Source organism: Pedobacter sp. SL55 (assembly GCF_026625705.1).
Taxonomy (GTDB): domain Bacteria; phylum Bacteroidota; class Bacteroidia; order Sphingobacteriales; family Sphingobacteriaceae; genus Pedobacter.
This window is the reverse complement of the sequence record NZ_CP113059.1, coordinates 3411526-3435749: the sequence shown is the minus strand read 5'-3', so window position 1 is coordinate 3435749 and position 24224 is coordinate 3411526. Positions and strand designations below refer to the sequence as shown.

Here is a 24224-nt window from a genome sequence, read left to right as displayed (position 1 = left end):
TATTTAGTATCCCGATGTCGTCCGTTAAACTTAGAAAAGAAAAGAACTGCTTAAACTGTGGCCACCATGTAGAGGAAACTTATTGCCCGCATTGTGGGCAAGAGAACATTGAATTAAAGGAAGATGCCTTACACATGATTACCCATGCCATTGCAGATTACTTCCACTTTGAACATAAGTTTTTTGGCACCATAAAACCTTTACTTTTTAAGCCTGGTAAATTAACAGTAGATTACGTAGCAGGTAAGAGAGCTTCATTCCTCCATCCTATTAAGCTTTATATTTTCATTAGCATCGTATTTTTTATTGTTATTTTTAGTAGTAATAAAAAAGAAAAAGATGCAGAACCAACGGCTGAAATAACAGAAAAGCTAAAAAATGACACGCTAACTTCTAATTCTTTAAAAGAAGCTAAGCAAATATTAGACTATATACCGCTTAGCAAAAGCAAAAAAGATAGTATTTTAAAGGAAGTAGAAAAGGATATCAAAGAAAATGGTACTGCAACGGTTAATATCGGCACTTCCAGAAAAAATAAGAAAAGATACAATAAGTTTGTATCAGATGAAAAATCAATAGAAGAATACGAAAAAAAGCAGCGTGCACTGCCAAAAGAAGAGCGTGACAATTTTATAGTCAACTACTTTACAAAGAAAGGTATTGAATTTAATAAATATCCAGACCCTAGTAAAAAGATTGGTGAGGATATGATTAAATACGTGCCTAAAATGATGTTTTTGTTATTGCCGCTCTTTGCAATGATCTTGAAACTCGTATACATCAGAAAAGATAGGTTCTACTACGAGCATCTCATCTATTCGTTCCATACCCATTCTGCTATTTTCTTGTGTTTTATACTCATAAAAGCTTTAAGTTGGTTAACAGGCTTTGTGATAGATATTAGCGGTTGGATACAATTTATTGGGCTGACCTACATCATTTGGTATATTTACAGATCGCTCAGAACTTTCTATAACAGTAGCAGATGGATAACCTTATTGAAATTTTTCTTCTTGTTTTTCTGTTACAATATACTACTAGCACTATGTTTTCTAGGAATTATTGCCATTAGTTTTATTGGAGGGTAATCTTCCATTATTCTTATCAGAAAATTTTAATATCTTTCTGTAGAGAAATCTATCATTTTAACTACAAAAGCGATAGACTTTATCAGCTCAAAAATGACTTTTATTAAGGATTTGTTACGATAATATCTCCTTTTTAATACTTACCTTTGCGGCATTAAAAATGCTAGCATTCAATGAGCTTAAACATCCATTACCAAGAGAACTTTAAAGACCGTCATATTGCGCCAAACCAGGCCGATACTAAGGCGATGTTAGAAACTGTAGGCGTTAATTCTATAGATGAATTGATTGAGCAAACGGTTCCGGCGAGTATCAGATTAAAACAAGGCTTAAATTTGCCAGAGGCAAAGTCTGAGGTTGATTACTTAAAGGCTTTGAAACAAACTGCGTCTCTAAACAAGGTTTTCAAATCTTACATCGGCCAAGGATATTATAACAACATCACCCCCGGTGTAATTTTACGTAACGTATTAGAAAACCCAGGATGGTACACGCAGTACACCCCTTACCAAGCAGAAATTGCACAAGGCCGTTTACAGGCTTTGTTAAATTTCCAAACTATGGTAATAGACCTAACGGGAATGGAAATTGCAAATGCTTCTCTTTTAGACGAAGGTACAGCAGCTGCCGAAGCGATGTTTATGCAATACAGCTTGCGCAAAAAAGAGCAAGGAAATAAGTACTTCGTTTCTGAAGCCATCTTTGCCCAAACTATCGATATTTTAAAAACTAGAGCTAACCCGTTCGGTATCGAATTGGTAATTGGCAACCACGAAAACTTTGAGCCTACAGCTGAATTTTTCGGTGCCATTGTACAATATCCGGCAGGTAATGGTGAAGTTTATGATTATAAAAATTTAGCTACTGCATTACACGCACAGAATGTAAAATTAACTGTAATTGCAGATTTGTTAAGCTTAACCTTATTAACTCCTCCAGGAGAATGGGGTGCAGATGTAGTTGTTGGTACTACCCAACGTTTCGGTATTCCGATGGGATTTGGTGGTCCACACGCTGCTTTCTTCGCCACTAAAGATGAGTACAAACGTTCAATTCCGGGTCGTATCATTGGTGTAACTATCGATAGCAACGATAACTATGCGCTACGCATGGCTTTACAAACTCGTGAGCAACACATCCGTAGAGATAAAGCAACTTCAAACATTTGTACTGCACAAGCTTTATTAGCTATTATGGCAGGTTTTTACGCTGCTTATCACGGTCCAAAAGGTTTAAAATTAATTGCCGAACGTACCCATGGTTTAACGGTTTCTTTAGCAAATTCGCTAAAAGCAATTGGCTACCAAGTGAATAATAACGCTTATTTTGATACTATTGAAGTAGAACTGAGCGATTTAAAAGGTGCTATTCACAAAGATTGTTTAGACAACAACATCAACTTAAACTACCAAGGCACCAAAGCTACGATTTCATTAGACGAAACTACCAATTTTGAAGATGTTAGCTTATTGGTTCGTATCTTTTCTAAAGTTAAAGCCATTGCTACAGATAGCGTGGTAGTAGTAGACGAAGTAAGTACTACAATTCCAGCAGAATTACAACGTACTTCAACGTATTTAACGCACCCAGTTTTCAATTCTCATCACTCTGAGCATGAAATGTTGCGTTATATCAAATCATTAGAAACTAAAGATTTATCGCTCTGCCACTCAATGATTGCTTTAGGTTCGTGTACCATGAAACTTAACGCAACTACAGAGATGATCCCAGTAACTTGGCCAGAGTTTGGAAATATACATCCATTTGCTCCAGCAGATCAAGTTTTGGGTTATTACACTGTATTTGATGAGCTGGATAAATGGTTAAGTGAAATTACTGGTTTTGCGGCCATGAGCCTACAGCCAAACGCAGGTGCACAAGGCGAATATGCAGGATTAATGGTTATCCGTGCTTATCATCAAGACAGAGGCGATCATCACCGTAATATTGCTTTAATTCCTGCTTCGGCACACGGTACCAACCCTGCTTCGGCAGCAATGGCCGGAATGAAAATCGTTGTCGTTAAATCTTTAGCCAATGGCAACATCGATGTTGATGATTTAAAAGCTAAAGCGCAAGAGCATTCGGCAAACCTTTCTTGCTTAATGGTTACTTATCCATCAACACATGGTGTTTTCGAAGAAAGTATCATCGAAATCTGCGAAACTATCCACCAACACGGCGGACAAGTTTACATGGATGGTGCTAACATGAACGCACAAGTTGGTTTAACTAGTCCGGCTAATATCGGTGCCGATGTTTGCCACTTGAACTTACATAAAACCTTCTGTATTCCACACGGTGGCGGTGGTCCTGGTATGGGCCCAATTGGTGTAGCAGCACACTTAGTGCCTTACTTACCTGGCCATGCGGTGGTAAATATCGAAAAAGGAAAATCTATCCCAGCGGTATCTTCTGCACCTTGGGGTTCGGCAAGTATCTTGTTAATTTCTCACGCTTACATTGCTATGATGGGTGCCGAGGGTTTAACCAATGCTACCAAATATGCCATTTTAAACGCTAACTATATGAAAGCTCGTTTAGAGCAACATTTTCCAGTGTTGTATGCTGGTGCAAATGGTCGTTGCGCACACGAAATGATTTTAGATTGCCGTGGCTTCAAAAACTTCGGTATCGAGGTGGTTGATATTGCCAAACGTTTAATGGATTATGGTTTCCACGCCCCTACCGTTTCTTTCCCAGTAGCTGGAACCTTAATGGTTGAGCCTACTGAAAGTGAGCCTAAGCACGAGTTAGACCGTTTCTGCGATGCTTTAATTGCCATCAGAAATGAAATTAGCGAAGTAGAAGCAGGCAGCTTAGATAAAGCAGACAACCCATTAAAAAATGCACCACATACGGCTGCTGTAGTAACTGGAAACGACTGGAACCACGGTTACAGCCGTCAAACTGCGGCTTTTCCATTACCTTACGTAGCTGCTTATAAATTCTGGCCTTCGGTGGGCAGAGTAAATGATAGTCATGGCGACCGCTCTTTGATTTGTGCTTGCCCTCCGTTGGAAAGCTATATAGAAGAAGAAGCCTTAGTTTGATTTTAGATTTTAGAATTACGATTGACAATTTTCCCTCATAGTTAACAACTTTGAAAGAATGTCATCTTAGCCTGTTCCGATTTATCGGAAAGCTTTTCGAAGGATCATTCAAAACACCAATAACCCGAGCAAAAGTTCGGGTTATTTTTTTGTGTTCAGATTTGTCATTCCCAAGGTTTGTCATCTAGAGCTTATCGAAGGATCACTTCCAGTACCTTAACTCTTTTAGAAAAGTTTACCTTGACAGAAGAATTTTAGTAGATAAAGAATATGGGTATTTTAAAAATTTGGTAAATAAAGTATGAGAACAAGACAGCAGTACAATTTTTATCAAAAATAGCAGAGAAATACAACTTTCCCGATTTAAATATTTATTTTCCGTGTAATCAGCGGGAGCATAAACCAAAGCTAATTTTATGTTTCGTGTATACCCAAATTATTGCTTAGCGCATTATGATTATCAGTCGAGCTGGCAAATACGAAGGAGGCGAATTTCTAAATAGTTATTGTCAAATTAACTTAAAATAAATCTTAAATTTAACTTATTATTACGTTTTTTGTAAAAATAAGCTTATTTTTATCTTCTTATTTTTACATTTAGGTAAAATTAAATGTTTTTATGGATTTCAATACATCTATTCCGACAGCAAAAAGATTAGAGCGTTTGCAATATGAAAACCCATGGTGGCTAACGGGGCAAGTACAGCAAGCGTACACCGAAATGTCTAAAAGGCTATATTTTAAGTTATTTTATCCTTTTGTAAAAGAAACGGAGATTAAACGAGCTGTAGTTTTAATGGGTCCACGCCGTGTGGGCAAAACTGTAATGATGTTTCATGCCATTCAAGAATTATTGGCCGAAAATATTGCTCCTAAAAAAATCTTTTTCATCGGTATAGATAATCCTATTTATATGCAGTTAGGTTTAGAAGAAATACTCTTGTTAGCCAAAGATGCTGTAGCCCTAAATAACTTAGAAGACTGTTTCGTGTTTTTTGACGAAATTCAGTATTTAAAAGATTGGGAAAGACACCTTAAAGTACTGGTAGATTTTTATCCCAAAACCAAATTTATAGTTTCTGGATCTGCTGCTGCTGCCTTACGTCTGCAAAGTTCTGAAAGTGGAGCTGGCAGATTTACTGATTTTATGTTACCTCCACTCACTTTTCACGAGTATATACACTTAAAAGATTTAGGGCATTTAATGCAGGCTAAATCTATTAAGTATGATGACAAGGAAATCCCTTTTTTACTACTCACGACAATAAAGCACTTAATAAAGAGTTTTTCCATTACTTAAATTTTGGTGGCTACCCCGAGGTTGTTTTATCTGAAAAGATACAGAGCGACATGGGCAGGTATGTTAAAAATGACATTGTAGATAAAGTATTATTGAGAGATTTACCAAGTTTGTATGGCATTAAAGATGTTCAAGAATTGAATAGCTTTTTTAGCTACCTGGCCTATAACACGGGTAATGAATTTTCTTTTGAGCGTTTAGCAAAAGATAGCGGCATTCAAAAAGAAATCATCAAAAAGTATCTGGAATATCTGGAAGCCGCATTTTTAATTAAGGTAATTCATAAAATAGATGTAAACGCTAAAAAATTTAAACGGATTACCAATTTTAAAGTTTACTTAACCAATCCATCATTAAGAACAGCCTTGTTCTCTCCTATTCAAGAAACAGACAGCGAAACAGGGAACATGGTTGAGACTGCCATATTTTCGCAATGGATGCATAGGGAAAACCTTGACTTAAAATATGCCAGATGGAAAATGGGTCGTACAGAAGGAGAAGTTGATATTGTATTGATAGATCACAAATTATTTAAACCCCAATGGTGTGTAGAAGTTAAATGGAGTAACCGGTATTTCGAAAAACCGCAAGCGTTAAATAGCTTGCTAAATTTTTGCAACCAAAATAAATTTAAGGCAACTTTAGTTACTACTATTGATTTAGCTGGCAATAAAACCATAGACGATGTAAACATTACTTTTGTACCTGCAGCTATTTATGCCTACAATATTGGCGTAGTAACACTCGTTAAAAAATCAATGTGGCTAAACGATTAGCCTATTTGTTATTATAAAATACCAAAATGACAGCGCCAACACTTTCACAAATCAAAGAAATAGCAGAACAATTAGATTATGGCTTTTGCTGCTACTACAATATTAAAACTGGCGAGCTGGTTTATATTCCAGACTTTGAAGAAACAGTGGATGACCTAGAAGAATTTTATGGTAAGGATTTGGCAAAAATCAAAAAAGACAAAAGGAATTTCATTCTCATCAACAAACCAAGTTCACGCGAGAGTTTTGAAATAATGGATGAGTTTGCCCAACAGCTCAGCAACAAAAATTTAAGCAATCAATTGTTAAATGCTTTGGCTAAAAACGTCCCTTTGCACATTTTAAAACTATAATAGATGGCGCTGGCGAGTACCGCCAACATTGGTTTTAAGCAAATGCAATTGCAAGATTACGTTCTGGATCAAATAAGAATAGTAAAATAGAGTTTTGGAATTTTTAATGTAAAAACAAGCTATTTTTTACATGCTTATTTTTACATTTTGGTACAAATAAGGATATTTTTATATTTTTTTGAATTTAATTTTACATTTAAGAATTGTCAATCGTCATGCTCAGCCTAATTAGGTATGGTTATGAGAATTGTGTAATAAATAGCTAATGCATTAGGATTCCCACATGCGTGAGAATGACGCGACTCTCATAAGCAAATGCGCAATAGTGTATAATATTTATGGATACAGCAAATACTTCTTCCTCATCTCCTTGTAAGCTTTCAATCCCGGCTCCCAGCCCGCTCTAATGGTTTCGATAGGTACATCATCAATAATTTGTTGCCTAAAGTCGCCTCTACCAATCTGAATTTCGATGTTGTTCATTTGGTTGCTAAACTTCGATTCGAAAAACTGCTCTTTTTTAGGATGATTTTTGTACAATTCTTTAATCCACTCGAAATTAATCTTTTTGCTTTTCCTTAACTGCTCCGTATCGTAATTGCGTAAATCGATACCATAGCAAACCTCATCCATAAAAATCGGACTTTCGGCCATGCCTTTAATGCTTTTCGGTGTAAAGCTAAAGCTATAAATACCTTTATAAGCTGGGCTTCCCAAAATCGTAAAAGGATCGTAAGTGCCGCGGCCGTGGTTTACATATACACCCTCAAACATACATACACTTGGGTAAAGCAAAATAGATTGTTGTGTGTTCAAATTTGGTGATGGCGGCACGGGCAAAGTGTATGGCATATCGTGGTTATAATTGGCCACCTTAATGATTTTTAAATCGGCCTTTACTTTGTTGGTTAACCAACCTTCGCCATTGGCCATTTGTGCAAATTCGGCCACCGTTAAACCGTGCGACATTGGGATAGGAAACATGCCAATGCCCGATTTATATTTCATATCTAACACTGGTCCATCAATTAAATACGCATTTGGATTTGGACGATCTAAAATCAATAAAGTTTTTTTACTCGCCTCGCAAGCTTCCATTAAACGAGATAAAGCATTAATGTTGGTATAAAAACGTACACCCACATCTTGTAAATCATAGATTAAAATATCCACATCGGCCAAATCTGCTGTGCTTGGCTTGTTCTTTTTGCCGTACAACGAGATAATTGGAATACCTGTTTGCTGATCTATTTCATCGGCTACTTTGGCACCCGCACTTGCATTGCCTCTAAAACCATGCTCTGGCCCAAATACCTTTACAATGTTTACCCCTAGTTTCTGTAAACTATCTACCAAATGGGTTTTACCAATAATAGAAGTTTGGTTAGCTAATACAGCAACTCTTTTGCCTTTTAGCAAGGGTAAATACAATTCCGTTTGTTCTGCGCCAGTTTTAATGCCCGAATTATTGGCGTCGGTTTTAGTTGCCATAATTTTTGGCGAACAGGAAAGTAAAAGCGTAGCAATAGCTAAAAAGAAAACAATTTCATGGTTATCTATTTGATTGAATGATAAAGATAATCAACAAAATTTAAAAGCATAACAGATTTTACTTGTTTTTGCGGTTTTTTGCAACTTTAATAGCTAACATCAAGTTTAGTTATCATAAACTAATCCATCCTATCTTTCCATCACTTGTGCTTACCAATTGAAAATTTTCAAAATTGCCCAATACATTTACGGTTTGCCCAGCAGTCAAGGTTGTCTTAATCCCCGCTACTAGATTTGGATAGTCTAATAACGAGCGATGATCCGCAATTGTAAGTGCGTTGAGTTTTGTAGTTTCTACCAAAGATTTATTGGCAACGTAACCTGTTTTACCATTGGGCAGTTCAATTTTATAATGATTTCCAACAGCGGCTAATACCCGTACCACTGTATTTTGTTTCAAAATTTCAGGCTTAGCTAATTCCTGATTATCAGCAATTTCAATAGGTTTATTTAAAGTGCGTAAGGTGGTATTTAGTTTGTCAATATCACTATTGATTTTTGGTGCTGGCAGAATCAATGGATCAACAAATGGCAGCGGATCTACTGCTCCTTGGCTGGTGTAAATCCCGAAATGCAAATGCGGAGGTGTAGTTTTGGCATTACCTGTGTTCCCCATCAATCCTAAAGTGTCGCCAACTAAAACTTGCTGACCAGTGGTCGCAATTTGTTCATCTAAATGTGCGTAATATAAACTATAGTCCTTCCCTTTTGGACTAAACCAAACCACTTTGCCACCTAAGTTGTTTTCGTTTACGCGAGTAACCGTTCCTTCGGCAATAGCCAATACTGGCGTTCTAAAAGCCGAAAAAATATCAATTCCTTCATGTTTACGTGTATTATTGTCTCTACCTACACCAAAAAAACTTTGAATTTGCTTTCTATTTACTGCCTTTAAGGGATAAGCCAAGGACGGACCGACAACCAACTCCAAGCTATAAGAGCCACTACTTAATAACTCTGGCTGTAAGCGCAAAAAAGTACTCGCCGCTTCTTTTGGCCTCCCATTGTAATTCCGCCCCTAAACTGTCGGCAAAAGCTAGCACTTTAAACTCTCCATTTTCACTACGTTCCCAAAAATCCATATAGATCAAAAACTGATTAACAGATTGCTTAGTTAATCTTGCGGTAAGCATTTGTCCTCGCTGCAAGCTAAACTTAAAGCCAGCACCATCAACTTTATCAGCAGCAAAATAACCGCTTTCTTTATAAGGAAGTTTGATGCCGACCGCATTTGTCAATAAATTATTTGCCTTAACTATCCAAGCTTTACCCATTGTATTGCGCTCTAAACCCGCACTAACTAACTTTCTTTCATACTCTTTATGTGGAGATGCAGGTTTCAATAAATTGAATGGGCCACTTTTACAAGCAAAAATAACAGCAATGAGAATCAAGAAATAGTGTGGTCTGAACTTCATTTTAAATCTATTTTGTTAAGATTACATCCATCATATTTGGCAAAACACTGATGTTCCAATTAGGGGATTTCACTTCTTTTAATTCGTCATCTACATGAATATCTTTAGTATCTACCGAAATTTTAATCTGGTTCACTTTTGCAGACTTAATTGGAAATACTGGCTTGTTGCCGGCAACTATTTCTTCAAAATATTTAATCAAAATTGGACGTTGACTGGCTTTAACTGCTATTAATTCTAGTAAGCCATCGCCTGGATCAGCTTTTGCTAATTGCAGTTTAGGACCTAATCGAGAAATATTCAACAATTCAATCATCAGAAATTCATTGCTTACTTCTTTTCCATCGTAAACCATCGATGCCCTTATAGGTTCGTAGTGATTGGCTAAATGCAATAAGGCATTGTGAGCTTGTTTTACTTCATCATCTGGTTCTTCAGCTGGTGTTCTAGGTTGCTCGTCCATCCATTTAATTAACGCCGGAAACAAACCAAAACCAAAGGATTCTATAAAATGTTCTTCATCTTTACGGGTCTTGGCAACCCCAATATCCAATTTTTGAAATTTCTCATTTCTCCAGGTATCTGCATTTAAACGTAGATTTTCTTCAATAGCTAAAGAACTAGCAATATTATTCGCAGTACCTAAAGGCAAAATAGCTACTGGCCTCTTGTACTTCAGCTTTTTATCAAGCATAGCTAAAATCGTTTTTCGAACGGTGCCATCGCCACCCGCAACTGCAATATATTTCACATCAGCAGCTACTTTTTTAAGGATTTTCTTTTTAGAAGATGAGTAATTACCCTTATAACCCGCCGCTTGTAATAACTCCATCAAATGCTCAGCTTCGTGCTCTTCTGCGCCTGCTGTTGGGTTGTGTACCAATTGAATTTTAGTCTCTTGTATCTTCATGGCGAATATCTATTTTCATTTGTTGTCAACAATAACAGCCTTATAATAGTTTTTAATACATCACTAAAATTTGATGAATATGAATATCTTAATCACAAACGATGATGGCATATATAGTCCAGGTATAGCAGCATTAGCACAAACGGCTTTAAAATTTGGGACGGTTAGAGCTGTAGCGCCAGATGTGGAACAATCTTCTATGGGGCATGCCATTACCCATTCACGGCCATTAACCTATAAAAAATCACCTATCACTTTTGAAGGTATAGAGGCTTTTCGTGTAAATGGCACGCCAGCCGACTGTGTGGCTTTAGGTTTACACATGTATCCAGACACGGATGTGGTTTTATCAGGTATCAACATGGGGCCAAACTTAGGTAATTCGATGTGGCATTCGGGTACATTAGCTGCTGCAAAACAAGCAGTACTATTGGGAGTTAAGGGCATTGCATTAAGTACACCTGTAGGTAAAACAGAACCTGATTTTAATCGGCTAACTCCCTTTGTAGAACGAAGTTTAAATCTGCTTTTTGAAACTAAGGAAGTGGCACTTTACAATGTGAATTTCCCAAAAGAGCCAATTGATATGATGTGGACTAGGCAATCGGTAAGTTTGTATGACGGTACGGTAATTCCAGGAGAAGATCCAATGGGAAGAAAGAATTTTTGGATTTCTGTCAGGTCGCTAGATCAAGCAGAGAAACATAGTGATCGTTGGGCAATGGAGCGCAATTACGTATCTATTACCCCATTACGGTTAGACTTAACTGATGAACGGAGGTTGAAGGAAAAATTGAGTGATCAGTAGTTAAGGTATCAGTAAGCAACTGACCACTTATTTTACATCTAAAAAACATTGAATATATATTGATTTCGCACTTTTGAATTTAATTTTAAGTATAATTATATGAGTTTAGAAAATAAAGTAGCCTACATTACGGGCGGCACAAAAGGAATAGGTTTCGGTATAGCTAAAGCATTGATTAATGCAGGTTTAAAGGTGGCTATCTCTGGTAGAAAATTAACTGATGTAGAAAAAGCAAAAGCTGAATTAGGTAGTGAGAATGTACTAGCCATTGCTTCTAACGTAGCTAACTATGGGGATGAAGAAGCTGCTGTTTCGGAAATCGTAAATAAGTTTGGTAAACTAGATATTGTTATTGCTAATGCGGGTGTAGGTAAGTTTGCCCCTATCGATCAGTTAAGTTTAGAAGATTGGAATGCAATGATTGACACCAACCTAACTGGTGTTTTTCATACCTTAAAAGCAAGCGTTGAGCAGTTAAAGACCAACAAAGGTTACTATATTTCTATAGCCAGTTTAGCAGGAACCAATTTCTTTGCAAATGGCGCTGGCTACAATGCCTCTAAGTTTGGCGTTGTTGGTTTTACGCAAGCGGCTATGCTAGATTTGAGAGAATATGATGTAAAGACAACGACTATTATGCCTGGTTCGGTAACTTCTCACTTTAATGATCACCAACCAAATGATGCCGATGGATGGAAAATACAACCAGAAGATTTAGGTCAGATGGTAGTAGATTTATTGAATTTGAATCCTAATGTATTGCCTTCAAAAATTGAAGTAAGACCGACTAAGACAAAGTAGTTTATTAGCCACAGATGCACAGATATTTTTAAAGTTTATAATAAATATCTGTGCATCTGTGGCTTTTCTAAGTCTGTTGAGAAATTATAAACAAGCCTTGTTTGTACATTATCATTTGTAGGTCAACCTATTGCCGCTGCTAAAAATATATTATCAACAGCGCAAAAACACAAGCAATATTTTCGTACCTTTGTATCCCGTACAAAAAGCAACAAAATGTATTTGTTGCACCAAAAATTCATTCATGACTAAGTATATTTTTGTTACGGGCGGTGTTACTTCCTCACTTGGTAAGGGCATCATTTCCGCATCTTTAGCTAAACTTTTACAAGCCAGAGGTTACCGAGTAACCATTCAAAAGTTCGACCCTTATATCAACATTGACCCAGGAACGTTAAATCCTTATGAGCATGGCGAATGTTTTGTAACTGAAGATGGTGCCGAAACCGATTTAGATTTAGGCCATTATGAGCGTTTCTTAAATGTGCCTACTTCACAAGCCAATAACATTACTACTGGCCGTATCTACCAAAATGTAATTAATAAAGAGCGCCAAGGAGAATTTCTAGGTAAAACTGTACAAGTGGTACCGCACATTACCGATGAGATTAAACGTAACATGCGTATTTTGGGCGAAAGCGGCGAATACGATATTGTAATTACCGAAATTGGTGGTACCGTTGGCGATATCGAATCGTTACCGTTTGTAGAAGCTGTACGTCAATTTAAGTGGGAAGAAGGCAATAACAATGCTTTGGTTATTCATTTAACCCTAGTACCTTATTTAGCTGCCGCTGGCGAGTTAAAGACCAAACCTACGCAACACTCTGTTAAAGCATTGTTAGAGTATGGCATACAGCCAGATATTTTAGTTTGTAGAACAGAACACCATATCAGTCAAGATATTAGAAGAAAAATTGCTTTATTTTGCAACGTAAATATCAATGCGGTAATCGAATCTCTGGATGCATCTACCATTTACGATGTACCATTATTAATGTACAAAGAGCAGTTAGATAAAACAGTATTAAGTAAGCTAAAGTTACCTGCAAAAGCAGAGCCAAGCATGGAAAGCTGGAAAGACTTTTTAGGTCGTTTAAAAAACCCCACCTCCGAAGTTAATATTGGTTTAGTAGGTAAATATGTAGAATTGCCAGACGCTTACAAGTCTATTACAGAGGCATTTATTCACGCTGGCGCTAAAAATGAGTGCAAAGTTCGTGTAGAATACATTCCGTCAGAAAGTATCTACTCAGATAACGTAAAAGAGAAATTAGGTCATTTAGATGGCGTATTAGTAGCACCAGGTTTTGGTAGCCGCGGTATAGAAGGAAAAATTGAAGCCATTAAATACGTAAGAGAAAATAACGTTCCTTTCTTCGGTATTTGTTTAGGTATGCAATGCTGCGTAATCGAATTTGGTAGAAATGTGTTGGGATTGAAAGATGCTAATACTACTGAAATCGATGAAAATGCACCTCATCCAGTGATAAATATGATGGAAGAGCAAAAAAATATTACTTCTAAAGGTGGTACCATGCGTTTAGGTGCTTATCCATGCGATATCAAAAAAGGAACTAAAGCTTTTGCCGCTTATGGCAAACAACATATTTCTGAAAGACACCGTCATCGTTACGAGTTCAACAACAAATACTTAGCGCAATACGAAGAGGCAGGAATGATTGCTTCGGGTATTAATCCAGAAAGTAAGTTAGTAGAGATTGTGGAACTTAAAAACCATCCATTCTTTATTGGCGGACAGTTTCACCCAGAATTAAAATCAACAGTTGCTAATCCTCACCCACTTTTTATTAAATTTGTGGCCGCTGCAATGGAGCAGGTAAAAAAGAAGGCAATTTAATAGCAGTATAAAACAGTATAATGGATAGAAATACATTCACGGGTCTGTTCTTGATCATGATAATTTTAGCGGGTGGCGTTTTCTTCATGAGACCATCAGAAGCTGAAATTAAGAGAGAAAAACAAGTACAAGACTCTATTAAAAACGCAGGTTTAAAAAAACCAGTTACAACACCTCAACCGGCAGTAGAAACTGTAAAAACGGTTGATACAGCAGCACTTAAAGGTCCTTTTGGGGCAAACATTACCGGAACCGAGCAAACTACAGTTTTAGAAAACGAAGATCTAAAAATTACATTTAGCAATTTAGGTGGTAAAATTCAAGCAGTTGAAGTTAAAAACCAAAAAACTTATGGCAATAAGCCTGTAGTTTTGTTTGATGGTAATCAAAATAAATTTGGCTTAAACCTAAATATTGGTGGTAAAAACATCAATACTAATGATTTGTATTTTACTGCAACCAAAACAGGTAATGGTGTTACCATGCGTGCCAATTACAGTGCAGATAAAACAATTGATTTCATTTACACAGTTCCTGCAAATAGCTATAATGTAGATTTTAACATTAATCTTAATGGCTTAAACCAAGTTATACAAGGCAACAACGTAAGCCTAAATTGGGAAACTACTTTATTGCAGCAAGAAAAAGATGCCAAAAAAGAACAAGAGCATTCTGGCCCTTACTTTAAATATACAGAAGAAACTCCAGATCATCTAGATTTACATAAAGACGAGAAAAAAGAACTTACAGAAGGTAAAATCGAATGGTTTTCTTTCAAACAGCACTTTTTCTCGGCAGTTTTAATTCCATCTGTTCCGTTTGAAAAAGGAAATTTAGAGGTGAAAATATTAACACAACCTGGCCAAATTAAATGGTATGGCGCTAATATGCAATTGCCATTTAACCAGTTAGCTGCCCAAAACTATAACTTCAAATTTTATTTTGGCACTAACAAATTCAGTGTGTTAAAAGACCAAGGTCACGAAATAGAAAAACAAGTAGATTTAGGTTACTGGCCATTAAAATACATCAACCGTTTTGTGGTATTACCTGTATTTAACTTCTTGGAAGGCTTTAATTGGGGCTACGGCTTAATCATCTTGGTGTTAACCATTTTGTTGAAACTTGCCATGTCGCCATTAACTTACAAATCGTACGTTTCTATGGCTAAAATGAGAGTTTTAAAACCAGAGATGGATGAAATTAAAGCTAAAGTAGGCGAAGACAACCCTACCCTTTTACAACAAGAATACTTGAAATTGTATAAACAGGTTGGCGTTAACCCAATAGGTGGTTGTTTACCTATGTTATTGCAACTACCTTTTGTAATGGCTTTCTTCTTCTTCTTCCCTAACTTGTTTGAATTAAGAGGCGAAAGTTTCCTTTGGATGAAAGATTTATCTACTTATGATAACTTTATCAACTTTGGTTTCAATGTTCCTTTTATTGGCGACCACTTGAGTTTAATGTGTATTTTAATGACGATTTCAACATTAATTTACACCTACTTTAACAATCAAATTTCTGGTGCTACTGGCCAAATGAAGTACATTGGTTACATTATGCCAATTATTTTCTTAGGGGTATTAAATAGCTATCCATCAGGATTAAACTATTACTATTTCTTGGCTAACATGCTTACTTTCTTGCAGCAGTTTATTATTAGAAAAATGGTAAATGATGATAAAATCCATGCGATTTTACAAGAAAACAAAGCAAAACCTAAAGTAGAAAAAAAGAAAACTGGTTTCCAAGCTCGTTTAGAAGAATACATGCGTCAGCAACAACAACAAGCTAACCAGAAGAAAAAATAGCAACAAATCACAATAAAACAATAATAGAGAAAGCACCAGCAATGGTGCTTTTTTTATACAATTAACTCGTCATTGCGAGGTACGAAGCAATCTATATTACAGTTATCCAAAATGGATTGAAAAAATACCACACACAAATAGCTGAATAATAAAATACTTAAAGATTGCTTCGTACCTCGCAATGACGTATTGATTAGACTAATTCATCCTATTGTTGGTGTTGTTACCAACAATAAATTAGTTTCAGTTGATGATAGCATCAACCAAAAGAAAAGATGTACATTTCGTCGTCATTTCGACGAGGCACGAGGAGAAATCTAGCATAATCTATTTTATTGTTAGATTTCTCCTATCGCCGAAAGGACGGATGATATTACTATAACCAAAAAAAGTATATCATCAAGAAAATAGCTGCGCACACGTGGCTAACAACTAAAAATCTTTATTTTCATCTCAATTATTTAGTACTCAAATGAACGATATCCGACTAGAAACAAAACGCCTTTACCTAAAAGCCGTTACACCAAAATATATTAATCATCTCTTTGAAAGCCACACAAAAGCAGAAATCAGAAGCATATTAGAAATTGATGAAACTGGCTTTGATAGATATCGAAATATGTTCGAAAACGGCATGGAAACCTACCAAATATCTTTCCTATATTTCTTTTTGATAGAAAAAGAAAGTAAGCAAATTATTGGCGAATGCGGTTTCCATACTTGGAACAAGAAACATAGCAGAGCAGAATTATTCTATTCTTTAAAAGCCGACAACTTTAAAAAAAGGGGTTTTATGACAGAGGCTATTCCGCTGATTTTAAAATATGGTTTCGAGCAAATGGCTTTGCACAGAATGGAAGCCCTAATAGCCGCCTGGAATGAGCCATCATTAAAACTGATCCATAAAAATGGATTTGTAAAAGAAGGAATAATGAGAGAAGATTATTTTGAAAACGGCCAACATGAAGATTCCATTTGTTTTTCATTATTAGCTAACGAATACCAATCTACTTTGTAAAATTTCACTTAACATTTGCTTTAAGATACTATTATTGCGATTTTTAGAACAGTTTAACCAACAATCTAACCGTATTTATAAAAACAACATGCAAAAGAAACTCTTTTTATTTTTTGTGCTCATCAGCAGTGCTGTTTTTGCTCAAAAAAAACCTTTAGACCACAGTGTTTACGATGGCTGGCAATCTGTAGGAAGCAAGCAATTAACCAACAACGGACTTTGGGCAAGCTTTGTAATAAGTCCACAAGAAGGAGATGGAAACCTATATTTTCAGGAAACTCTTACACCTAGTGGCCGCAAGCTTACGGTGCCTAGAGGTACAAACTTATCTTTCAGCAACGATTCTAAGTTTGCTGCCTTAGCTGTAAAACCTTTATTTAAGGATGTAAGACAAGCGAAAATTAAAAAGAAGAAACCAGATGAAATGACAAAAGATACTTTAGCGATAGTGAATTTAACTACGTTAAGCATAAACAAAATACCTCGTGTAAAATCGTTTTCATTTCCAGACAAAGGTGCGGCAATTATTGCTTACAACTTAGAAAAACCGTTAGATACGGCTAAAAAGACAAGACCGTCATCGGCTGCGCCAGAAAAAAATGACAGCGATTTATTTGCCGACGAACCTGCTACTGGTGCTGCTGCAAGTAAAGAAGGTACCGATTTGATTGTGAAAAATTTAACTACAGGTATAGAAAAAACCTACAAATATGTAACTGAATATGCTTTTAGTAATGATGGAAAACAATTAGTTTTCACATCATCGGGTTCTAAAAAAGACAAAGATGCTAAGCCTGGTGTATTTTTATTAAATACAGAAAAGTGGACCTTAAAAACCCTAGTTAAAGACAAAGGCAATTTTAAAGGTTTTACTTTTGATGAAGAAAGCGAGCATTTAGCTTTTTTGGGCGAAACAGATCCTGAGAAGAAGGAAATTAAAGATTACAACATCTATTACAATTCGTTAAGCTTAGATACAGCACAGGTGTTAGTAGATAACGAAATACCGGGCTTACCTACAAAATACGTTGTAAGTGCAGATGGAAGATTGAATTTTAGCAAAGATGGCACTAGACTATTCTTTGGCATTGCACCAGAAAAAAAACCAAAAGACACTACTTTGGTTGATTTTGAAAACGCCAAACTAGATATATGGGGCTATAAGGATGATTATTTGCAAACCATGCAGTTAAAAAATGCCGACAGAGAATCTAAAAGAAGTTATTTGAGCGTAATTGACGTTTATAGTTCTGATCCAAAAATTGTTCCCCTAACAGACACCAAAATGCCCGACGCTTCTTTAGTGAACGAAGGAGATGCAAGTTATGTGTTGGCTTCAACAGATTTTGGTAACCGTATTGCTACGCAATGGACCGGCGGAAGCAAAAGAGATTATTACTTGGTTGACATTAAAAACGGTAGCCGCAAAAAAATTATCGAAGGTTTAAATGGCCAAGCAATGGCATCGCCTGGCGGGCAATATATACTTTATTTCAATAACGAAAATGGCAATTGGTACACTTACCAAACTGCTACTGGCAAGGTAACGCAACTGAATAGTAATATGTCGGTAAAATTTGCCGATGAAGAAAATGATGTGCCAGATTATGCTAGAAGCTATGGTATTGCAGGTTGGACTGAGGAAGATAAATTAGTGTTAATTAACGATCGTTATGATGTTTGGGCCTTCTCTCCAGATGGGAAATCTGCTCCTAGAAATGTAACCATCGGTTTTGGTCGTTCTAACAATATTACTTTACGAGTAGAAAGAATAAGTGTAGGTTCAGAGCAATCGAGAGGTTTTAGAAACACCGGTGGTAATAGTGACGATCGTTTCTTTAAAAAGAATGAAGTACTGTATTTTGATGCTTTCAATAATGCTACGAAAGAAAACGGCATTTTCCGCAAGGCGATAAACGATAATAAATTGCCGGAACAATTGACAATGGAAAAAGCTAAATTTTCTTCTTTAGTAAAAGCAAAAGATGCAGATTTGTTTATATACGACAAAGGAAGCTACATCAATTCTCCAGATGTTTATATTTCTAAAGATTTTAAAACAGCTACGAAACTTAGTAGCACTAACCCACAGCAAGCAAATTACAATTGGGGTACTACCGAATTGGTAAAATGGACAACGCCAAAAGGCTATAAATCTGAAGGTATTTTGTACAAACCAGAAAACTTCGATCCAAATAAAAAGTACCCAATGATTGTTTATTTCTACGAAAAACTTTCTGATGGGCTATACACTTATCAAGCACCTGCTCCTACGCCATCGCGTTTAAACATTCCATTTTTTGTAAGCAATGGATATTTGGTTTTTGCTCCAGATATCAGCTACGAAATTGGTTATCCAGGCAAATCTGCCGAAGAATTTATCAATTCTGGTGTAGAACATTTAAAGAAAAACGCTTGGGTAGATGGTACTAAAATAGGTATACAAGGACAAAGCTGGGGCGGTTACCAAGTGGCCCACCTCATTACAGTAACCGATATGTACGCGGCTGCTTGGGCTGGTGCTCCTGTGGTTAACATGACATCTGCCTACGGTGGTATCCGTTGGGAAAGCGGTATGAACCGTCAGTTCCAATACGAAAAAACACAGAGTAGAATTGGAGCAACTTTATGGGAAAAGCCAGAGTTATACATCCAAAACTCTCCTTTATTTAACTTTCCAAAAGTTAAAACTCCAGTGGTAGTAATGGCCAACGATGCTGATGGAGCTGTGCCTTGGTACCAAGGTATCGAAATGTTTACTGGTTTACGCCGTTTAGGCAAACCTGTTTGGATGTTGAATTACAACAATGAAGCTCATAATTTGGTACAACGTCAAAACAGAAAAGATATTCAAATTCGTGAACAGCAATTTTTTGATTACTATTTGAAAGGTGCTAAAGCGCCGGTTTGGATGGTGAGTGGTGTACCTGCAACCGAAAAAGGAAAAACTTGGGGCTTTGAACTAACAGACGAGAAACCTTAGTCAGTTCACAGTTAGCAGTAACCATACATTAGCCGTCATTTCGACGAGGAACGAGGAGAAATCTAGCAAATTGCTATCAAATGTTAGATTTCTCCTAAAGTCGAAATGACTAAAGCCGATTTAAATAGTTGTTATTACAATCGCCTTTGCCAGTAAGGAAGTAAAATTTACTTCTTCTGCTAGCAATGGCGATTTTTTATTTAATTTCGATTTCAAATGAACATTCAAACCATCCTAACTCATTACTCAACTTTCGAAGAAAAAACACTTACTAATCGTTTTTTCAAGCACGAAGATATCCTTCCGTTAATTCATCAATTACCTTCAGAATTTAAAGTTGAGCAACTTGGCAACTCCGTAAACGGCAAAAGCATCAACGCTGTTAAATGGGGACAGGGCAAAACAAAAATAATGCTTTGGAGCCAAATGCACGGCGACGAAGCTACCGGAACCATGGCGCTTTTCGATTTGTTTAATTTCTTGCAGAAAGAAAATGAAATGGTAAAACTGTTAACTGAAAATTGCCAACTATTAATTATCCCAATGGTTAATCCTGATGGAGCAGCAGTTTTTACACGCAGAAATGCACAACAGATTGATATCAATAGAGATTTCTTGCAAACTGCCTCTCCAGAAGGTAAGATACTGAAACAGGCTAGGGATGATTTCGAGCCAAACTTCGGTTTCAATTTACATGACCAAACCACATTGTGGAGTGTGGACGGAACTTTAAAACCTGCTACACTTTCCTATTTGGCTCCAACATTTGACAAAGCACTTTCTTTAAATTCAATTCGGAAAGATGCAATGTTGGTTATTGCAGATATGTTTGCAGAACTAGATCAAATCTTACCACATCATATCGGTTTATTTGATGATGAATATGAGCCAAGAGCCTTTGGCGATAATTTTCAAGCAGCTGGCACTTCTACTATTTTAATTGAAGCTGGCGGCTATCCCAATGATCCAGAAAAACAGCAGATCAGAAAATATTTTTTTGCTTCTATCCTATCGGGATTAATATCTATTGCTAGTAAAAGTTACGAAAAACAAACTACGACGAATTATTTTTCAATTCCTAAAAACACAAAACAGATTTTCCATATCTTAATTAATAACCTAGTTTTACCAGGTGTAACTGTTAGCGTTGGTATTAATTACGATGAATGCCCTAATGCAGATGGAAAGAGCACCTACAAAAACTACACTATCCAAGATATCGGCGATTTAAGCTTCTGCGATGCTTATGAAGTTTACGATGTAAACGGCTGCCAATTAAATGGTAATATTGTTTTTAATAAAGCTGCTGATTTCGAATTATCTAATGAAAAGCAAACAATTTTAGTCTTTAAAGATGGTTATTTATTGCTGTAGCTTTTTTTACTACAGTGCCGTTACCAATTTTCGGCATTATTATATAAATCTGTGCATCTGTGGCGAGCTAAATTCAAAAAAACCTACGTGTCCATGTGGTAAAATACCGCAAAAACACTAAATTCAACGCATAAAACTAAACAAACACAAATGGCATTAAGTAGAATTTGGTCGGCATTTATCATTGTGGCGATCATAGTAGCTTCAATCAAGCTAATGAGTTCGCATAGTGAAGCCACTATTTTCAGTAAAATGGTAATTGGAAAACAGGGTGATACTTCTAATACTAAAGTTTTAGATAGCATGGCACTTTCCCCTGTTATTATCAAAACAATCGCTGAGAAAAAAGAATACAAAGAAGGCGATGTTAAATTCAAAAAAGAAAAAAACAATTATATCTCATTTAGAGAGCAGTCAGCTGATGGTGTAATACAAACCTGTTGGAACGCAGTAGAAATGTGCCTGAAACTAATCGGTATTTTAGCCTTTTTTATGGGCTTAATGAGCATTGCAGAAAAAGCTGGGGGTATCCGTTTGCTATCCAAAATTGTTGGTCCTTTTTTCTCTAAATTGTTTCCAGAAGTTCCGAAAGGGCACCCAGCTACTGGCCACATGGTGATGAATTTTTCTGCCAACTTATTAGGCTTAGACAATGCTGCCACGCCTTTTGGTTTAAAAGCAATGGAAAGTTTGCAAGAACTAAACCCGAATAAATCGGTAGCCAGTAATTCGCAAATAATGTTCTTGTGTTTACACGCTGCAGGTTTAAGTTTAATTCCGGTAAGTGTAATTGCCTTAAGAGCGTCTTCAAACGCTTCAGACCCTACAGATATTTTTATTCCTTGCTTAATTGTAACCTTTGTAGGCACCATGACAGCCATGCTCATTGTTTCTTTCAAGCAAAAAATCAATATTTTTCAGCCCGTAATTTTAGGGTGGATATTAAGTATCAGCGCAGTAATTGCGTTGTTGGTATGGTATATTACTACCTTAAATTCTCAGTCCATTGCTGCTTTTTCTGGCACATTAAGTAGTGGTGTTATTCTATTTATTGTGTTGGCTATTTTATTGGGTGGCGTTTATAAGAAAATCGATGTTTTTGATGCCTTTGTAGATGGTGCCAAGGGCGGTTTCGAAACTGCGGTAAAGATTATTCCCTATTTGGTGGGCATGTTGGTAGCCATTAGCATGTTGCGCACCAGTGGTACTTTCGATGTGGTTATTCTCGGAATTAAAAACTTTTTTGCTTTTTTAGGTGCCGACACTCGTTTTGTAGAGGCCTTACCTACCGCATTGATACGCCCTTTGAGTGGTGGTGGCGCTAGAGGCATGATGGTAGATACCATGACGGCTTATGGCCCTGATTCATTTGCCAGCCGACTTTCTGGCGTATTTCAAGGTGCTGCCGATACTACATTCTATGTAATTGCAGTTTACTTTGGTTCGGTATCTGTTAAAAATACTCGTTACGCCATTGGCACCATGCTAATTGCGGATTTGGCTGGGGTTTGTACGGCTATTGGCTTGGCTTATTTGTTTTTTGGGAATAGTTAGTTGTTACGTTTGCTGTAAAAAGAAAGCCGCATTAAACAATGCGGCTTTCTTTTTGTGTCATTATTTTATTAATAACTTGGATTTTGCTGTGCCTTAATTTGCGGATTTGCATTAATCTCAGATTGAGGAATTGGCAAAATAGTTTTATAGAAATTTCTATCAATTGTCTTTGGTCGCAACGTTGGAAGAATGGTTAAGTTTCCAAATTCATCATTATAGGTTATCGACCTATTCGACCTAATCATATCAAAGAACCTATGGCCTTCGCCATAAAGCTCTTTTCTACGCTCTTCTAAAATCATATCTAAGCTGATGTTACCAATGGTTGCCGCTGATAATCCTGGATTTCGTTGCCTTATGGCATTCAGATAGTTTACAGCCTTGGTCGGATTACTAATTAGTGCAGCTTCAGCAGCAATCAAGTACATTTCAGAAAGACGAATAACCTTAATGTTAACAGCAGTATTATTTCCTGTGCTTTTGTCACCAGGCATCGTAGAGGTAGAAGCGTTTCCATTAGGAAGCCCCCCTGAATACTTATAAAGTGCTCCCAACCGTGTTGCAGAACTTTCGTCACGAGCCATTACTCCTCTTCTAATATCTGCATTGCTTCCTGCATTTAGTGATGAAAGAAAATCAGTACTTGCGTAAAAGAATCCTAAAGCAGATGTAGTACCAACGTTTCTATTTCTTTGATAAACGCCTAATGAGGCTGTACCTAAATCGTTCTCTAGCGGATTGATGTTTAATTCAAATATAGACTCCGTACCATATTGGCTTTTCCAAGAATCGACCCAATTAGCATTTGTATAAAGCGTATATAAAGATGTTGCCCCCATTACTTCTTCTGCAGCTAAAAGCGCTTCGGTTTTCATATCCATGTTAAGATAAACTCTGGCTAGTATCGCTTTATTAGCGTAATAGTTAATGTAACCGTTGGTCTTGGTTTTTGGTAATAAAGGTGCTGCATCCGTTAAATCTTTAACGATTTGCGTATAAACTTGTTCAACACTTGCTCTTAATGGCTTGGCATCAAAACCTAATTTGGTAAGTACAATCGGTACGCCAAAAGAAGCTTTATCTTGTGTATATGCCTTTCCATAAAGGCGTACCAAATCAAAATACATTAAAGCTCTAGCCGTTAATGCTTGGCCTTTTGCTGTATTGAAACCAGTAACTCCATCCGTTTCTCGCTTTGCAATTTCCTCTAACATGTAATTAGACTGCAGTATACAATAGTAAATCTGCGACCAAAAACTAGAATAACTATTCGTATTTGGATTATGGTTAAAGGTGTATAAAGCATCCAATCCCCTGCCCTGCGAGTATACCGCTACGTCGCCACCTTTGGCCTCAGCATACATAATAAAATTTCGGCCGTAGTAAGAAGAACTGGTCATCTGATTCATTAGACCGTTCATTACTATCTGCGCATCCCTAGGTGTTTGAATAGCTTTTGCTGCATCTGCAGAATTGCTTGGCGTAACATCTAAGAACTTCTTACATGAGGATAAACTTATCAAAAGCAATCCCCAAACTAATATTTTACTTCTCTTCATTTT

Annotated in this window: 18 protein-coding genes; 13 read left to right on the top strand and 5 right to left on the bottom strand. The window is 36.7% G+C overall.

Going from position 1 to position 24224, the window contains the following annotated elements; all coding sequences use genetic code 11:
- The first annotated feature begins 14 nt into the window (after positions 1-14).
- The 5 genes from OVA16_RS15305 (at position 15) to OVA16_RS15285 (ending at position 6570) form a co-directional block, all read left to right on the top strand.
- Positions 15-1088, top strand: a complete 1074-nt coding sequence (locus OVA16_RS15305) for a DUF3667 domain-containing protein (protein ID WP_267761104.1) — start codon at positions 15-17, stop codon at positions 1086-1088.
- Between the two features lie 173 nt (positions 1089-1261).
- Positions 1262-4141, top strand: coding sequence for an aminomethyl-transferring glycine dehydrogenase (gcvP, locus tag OVA16_RS15300; protein WP_267761103.1), 2880 nt, complete (start codon positions 1262-1264; stop codon positions 4139-4141).
- 619 nt (positions 4142-4760) lie between these two features.
- A complete protein-coding gene (locus OVA16_RS15295; RefSeq protein WP_267761100.1) occupies positions 4761-5441 on the top strand; it encodes an ATP-binding protein in 681 nt (226 codons plus the stop codon).
- A 50-nt stretch (positions 5442-5491) separates the two neighbouring features.
- Positions 5492-6217: an ATP-binding protein gene (locus tag OVA16_RS15290; protein ID WP_267761098.1), complete on the top strand. Its 726-nt coding sequence runs from the start codon at positions 5492-5494 to the stop codon at positions 6215-6217.
- Positions 6218-6243: 26 nt separating this feature from the next.
- Entirely contained in the window at positions 6244-6570 is a 327-nt protein-coding gene (locus OVA16_RS15285) for a hypothetical protein (RefSeq protein WP_267761096.1), read from the top strand.
- Between the two features lie 336 nt (positions 6571-6906).
- Here the strand turns inward: OVA16_RS15285 and OVA16_RS15280 are convergent, their stop codons facing one another.
- The 4 genes from OVA16_RS15280 to OVA16_RS15265 all read right to left on the bottom strand — a co-directional run bounded on the left by OVA16_RS15280 (position 6907) and on the right by OVA16_RS15265 (position 10449).
- Positions 6907-8061, bottom strand: coding sequence for a DUF1343 domain-containing protein (locus OVA16_RS15280; protein WP_267761092.1), 1155 nt, complete (start codon positions 8059-8061; stop codon positions 6907-6909).
- Positions 8062-8233: 172 nt separating this feature from the next.
- Positions 8234-9094: a M23 family metallopeptidase gene (locus OVA16_RS15275; protein ID WP_267761090.1), complete on the bottom strand. Its 861-nt coding sequence runs from the start codon at positions 9092-9094 to the stop codon at positions 8234-8236.
- The gene (locus OVA16_RS15270) at positions 9066-9539 is read right to left on the bottom strand and encodes a hypothetical protein (RefSeq protein ID WP_267761089.1); all 474 of its coding nucleotides are present in this window, start codon (positions 9537-9539) and stop codon (positions 9066-9068) included. The genes OVA16_RS15275 and OVA16_RS15270 overlap by 29 nt, the downstream gene beginning before the upstream one ends.
- Before the next feature lie 7 nt (positions 9540-9546).
- The gene (locus OVA16_RS15265; protein WP_267761086.1) at positions 9547-10449 is read right to left on the bottom strand and encodes a diacylglycerol/lipid kinase family protein; all 903 of its coding nucleotides are present in this window, start codon (positions 10447-10449) and stop codon (positions 9547-9549) included.
- A 79-nt stretch (positions 10450-10528) separates the two neighbouring features.
- Here OVA16_RS15265 and surE point away from each other — a divergent pair, with 79 nt between their 5' ends.
- The 8 genes from surE to OVA16_RS15225 all read left to right on the top strand — a co-directional run bounded on the left by surE (position 10529) and on the right by OVA16_RS15225 (position 22662).
- On the top strand, positions 10529-11257 hold the full coding sequence (gene surE, locus OVA16_RS15260) for a 5'/3'-nucleotidase SurE (protein WP_267761082.1): 729 nt from the start codon (positions 10529-10531) through the stop codon (positions 11255-11257).
- Between the two features lie 99 nt (positions 11258-11356).
- Positions 11357-12058: an SDR family oxidoreductase gene (locus OVA16_RS15255; protein WP_267761079.1), complete on the top strand. Its 702-nt coding sequence runs from the start codon at positions 11357-11359 to the stop codon at positions 12056-12058.
- 244 nt (positions 12059-12302) lie between these two features.
- Positions 12303-13919 (top strand): CTP synthase, encoded by a 1617-nt coding sequence (locus OVA16_RS15250; protein ID WP_267761075.1) that lies wholly within the window; start codon positions 12303-12305, stop codon positions 13917-13919.
- Between the two features lie 20 nt (positions 13920-13939).
- Entirely contained in the window at positions 13940-15733 is a 1794-nt protein-coding gene (gene yidC / locus OVA16_RS15245; RefSeq protein WP_267761072.1) for a membrane protein insertase YidC, read from the top strand.
- A 472-nt stretch (positions 15734-16205) separates the two neighbouring features.
- Positions 16206-16751, top strand: coding sequence for a GNAT family N-acetyltransferase (locus tag OVA16_RS15240; RefSeq protein ID WP_267761069.1), 546 nt, complete (start codon positions 16206-16208; stop codon positions 16749-16751).
- 88 nt (positions 16752-16839) lie between these two features.
- A complete protein-coding gene (locus tag OVA16_RS15235; RefSeq protein ID WP_267761067.1) occupies positions 16840-19734 on the top strand; it encodes a prolyl oligopeptidase family serine peptidase in 2895 nt (964 codons plus the stop codon).
- Between the two features lie 216 nt (positions 19735-19950).
- On the top strand, positions 19951-21108 hold the full coding sequence (locus OVA16_RS15230) for a M14 family zinc carboxypeptidase (RefSeq protein ID WP_267761064.1): 1158 nt from the start codon (positions 19951-19953) through the stop codon (positions 21106-21108).
- A 150-nt stretch (positions 21109-21258) separates the two neighbouring features.
- Positions 21259-22662, top strand: coding sequence for a nucleoside recognition domain-containing protein (locus tag OVA16_RS15225; protein WP_267761062.1), 1404 nt, complete (start codon positions 21259-21261; stop codon positions 22660-22662).
- Between the two features lie 68 nt (positions 22663-22730).
- Here the strand turns inward: OVA16_RS15225 and OVA16_RS15220 are convergent, their stop codons facing one another.
- Positions 22731-24221 (bottom strand): RagB/SusD family nutrient uptake outer membrane protein, encoded by a 1491-nt coding sequence (locus OVA16_RS15220; RefSeq protein ID WP_267761060.1) that lies wholly within the window; start codon positions 24219-24221, stop codon positions 22731-22733.
- Positions 24222-24224: the final 3 nt, after the last annotated feature.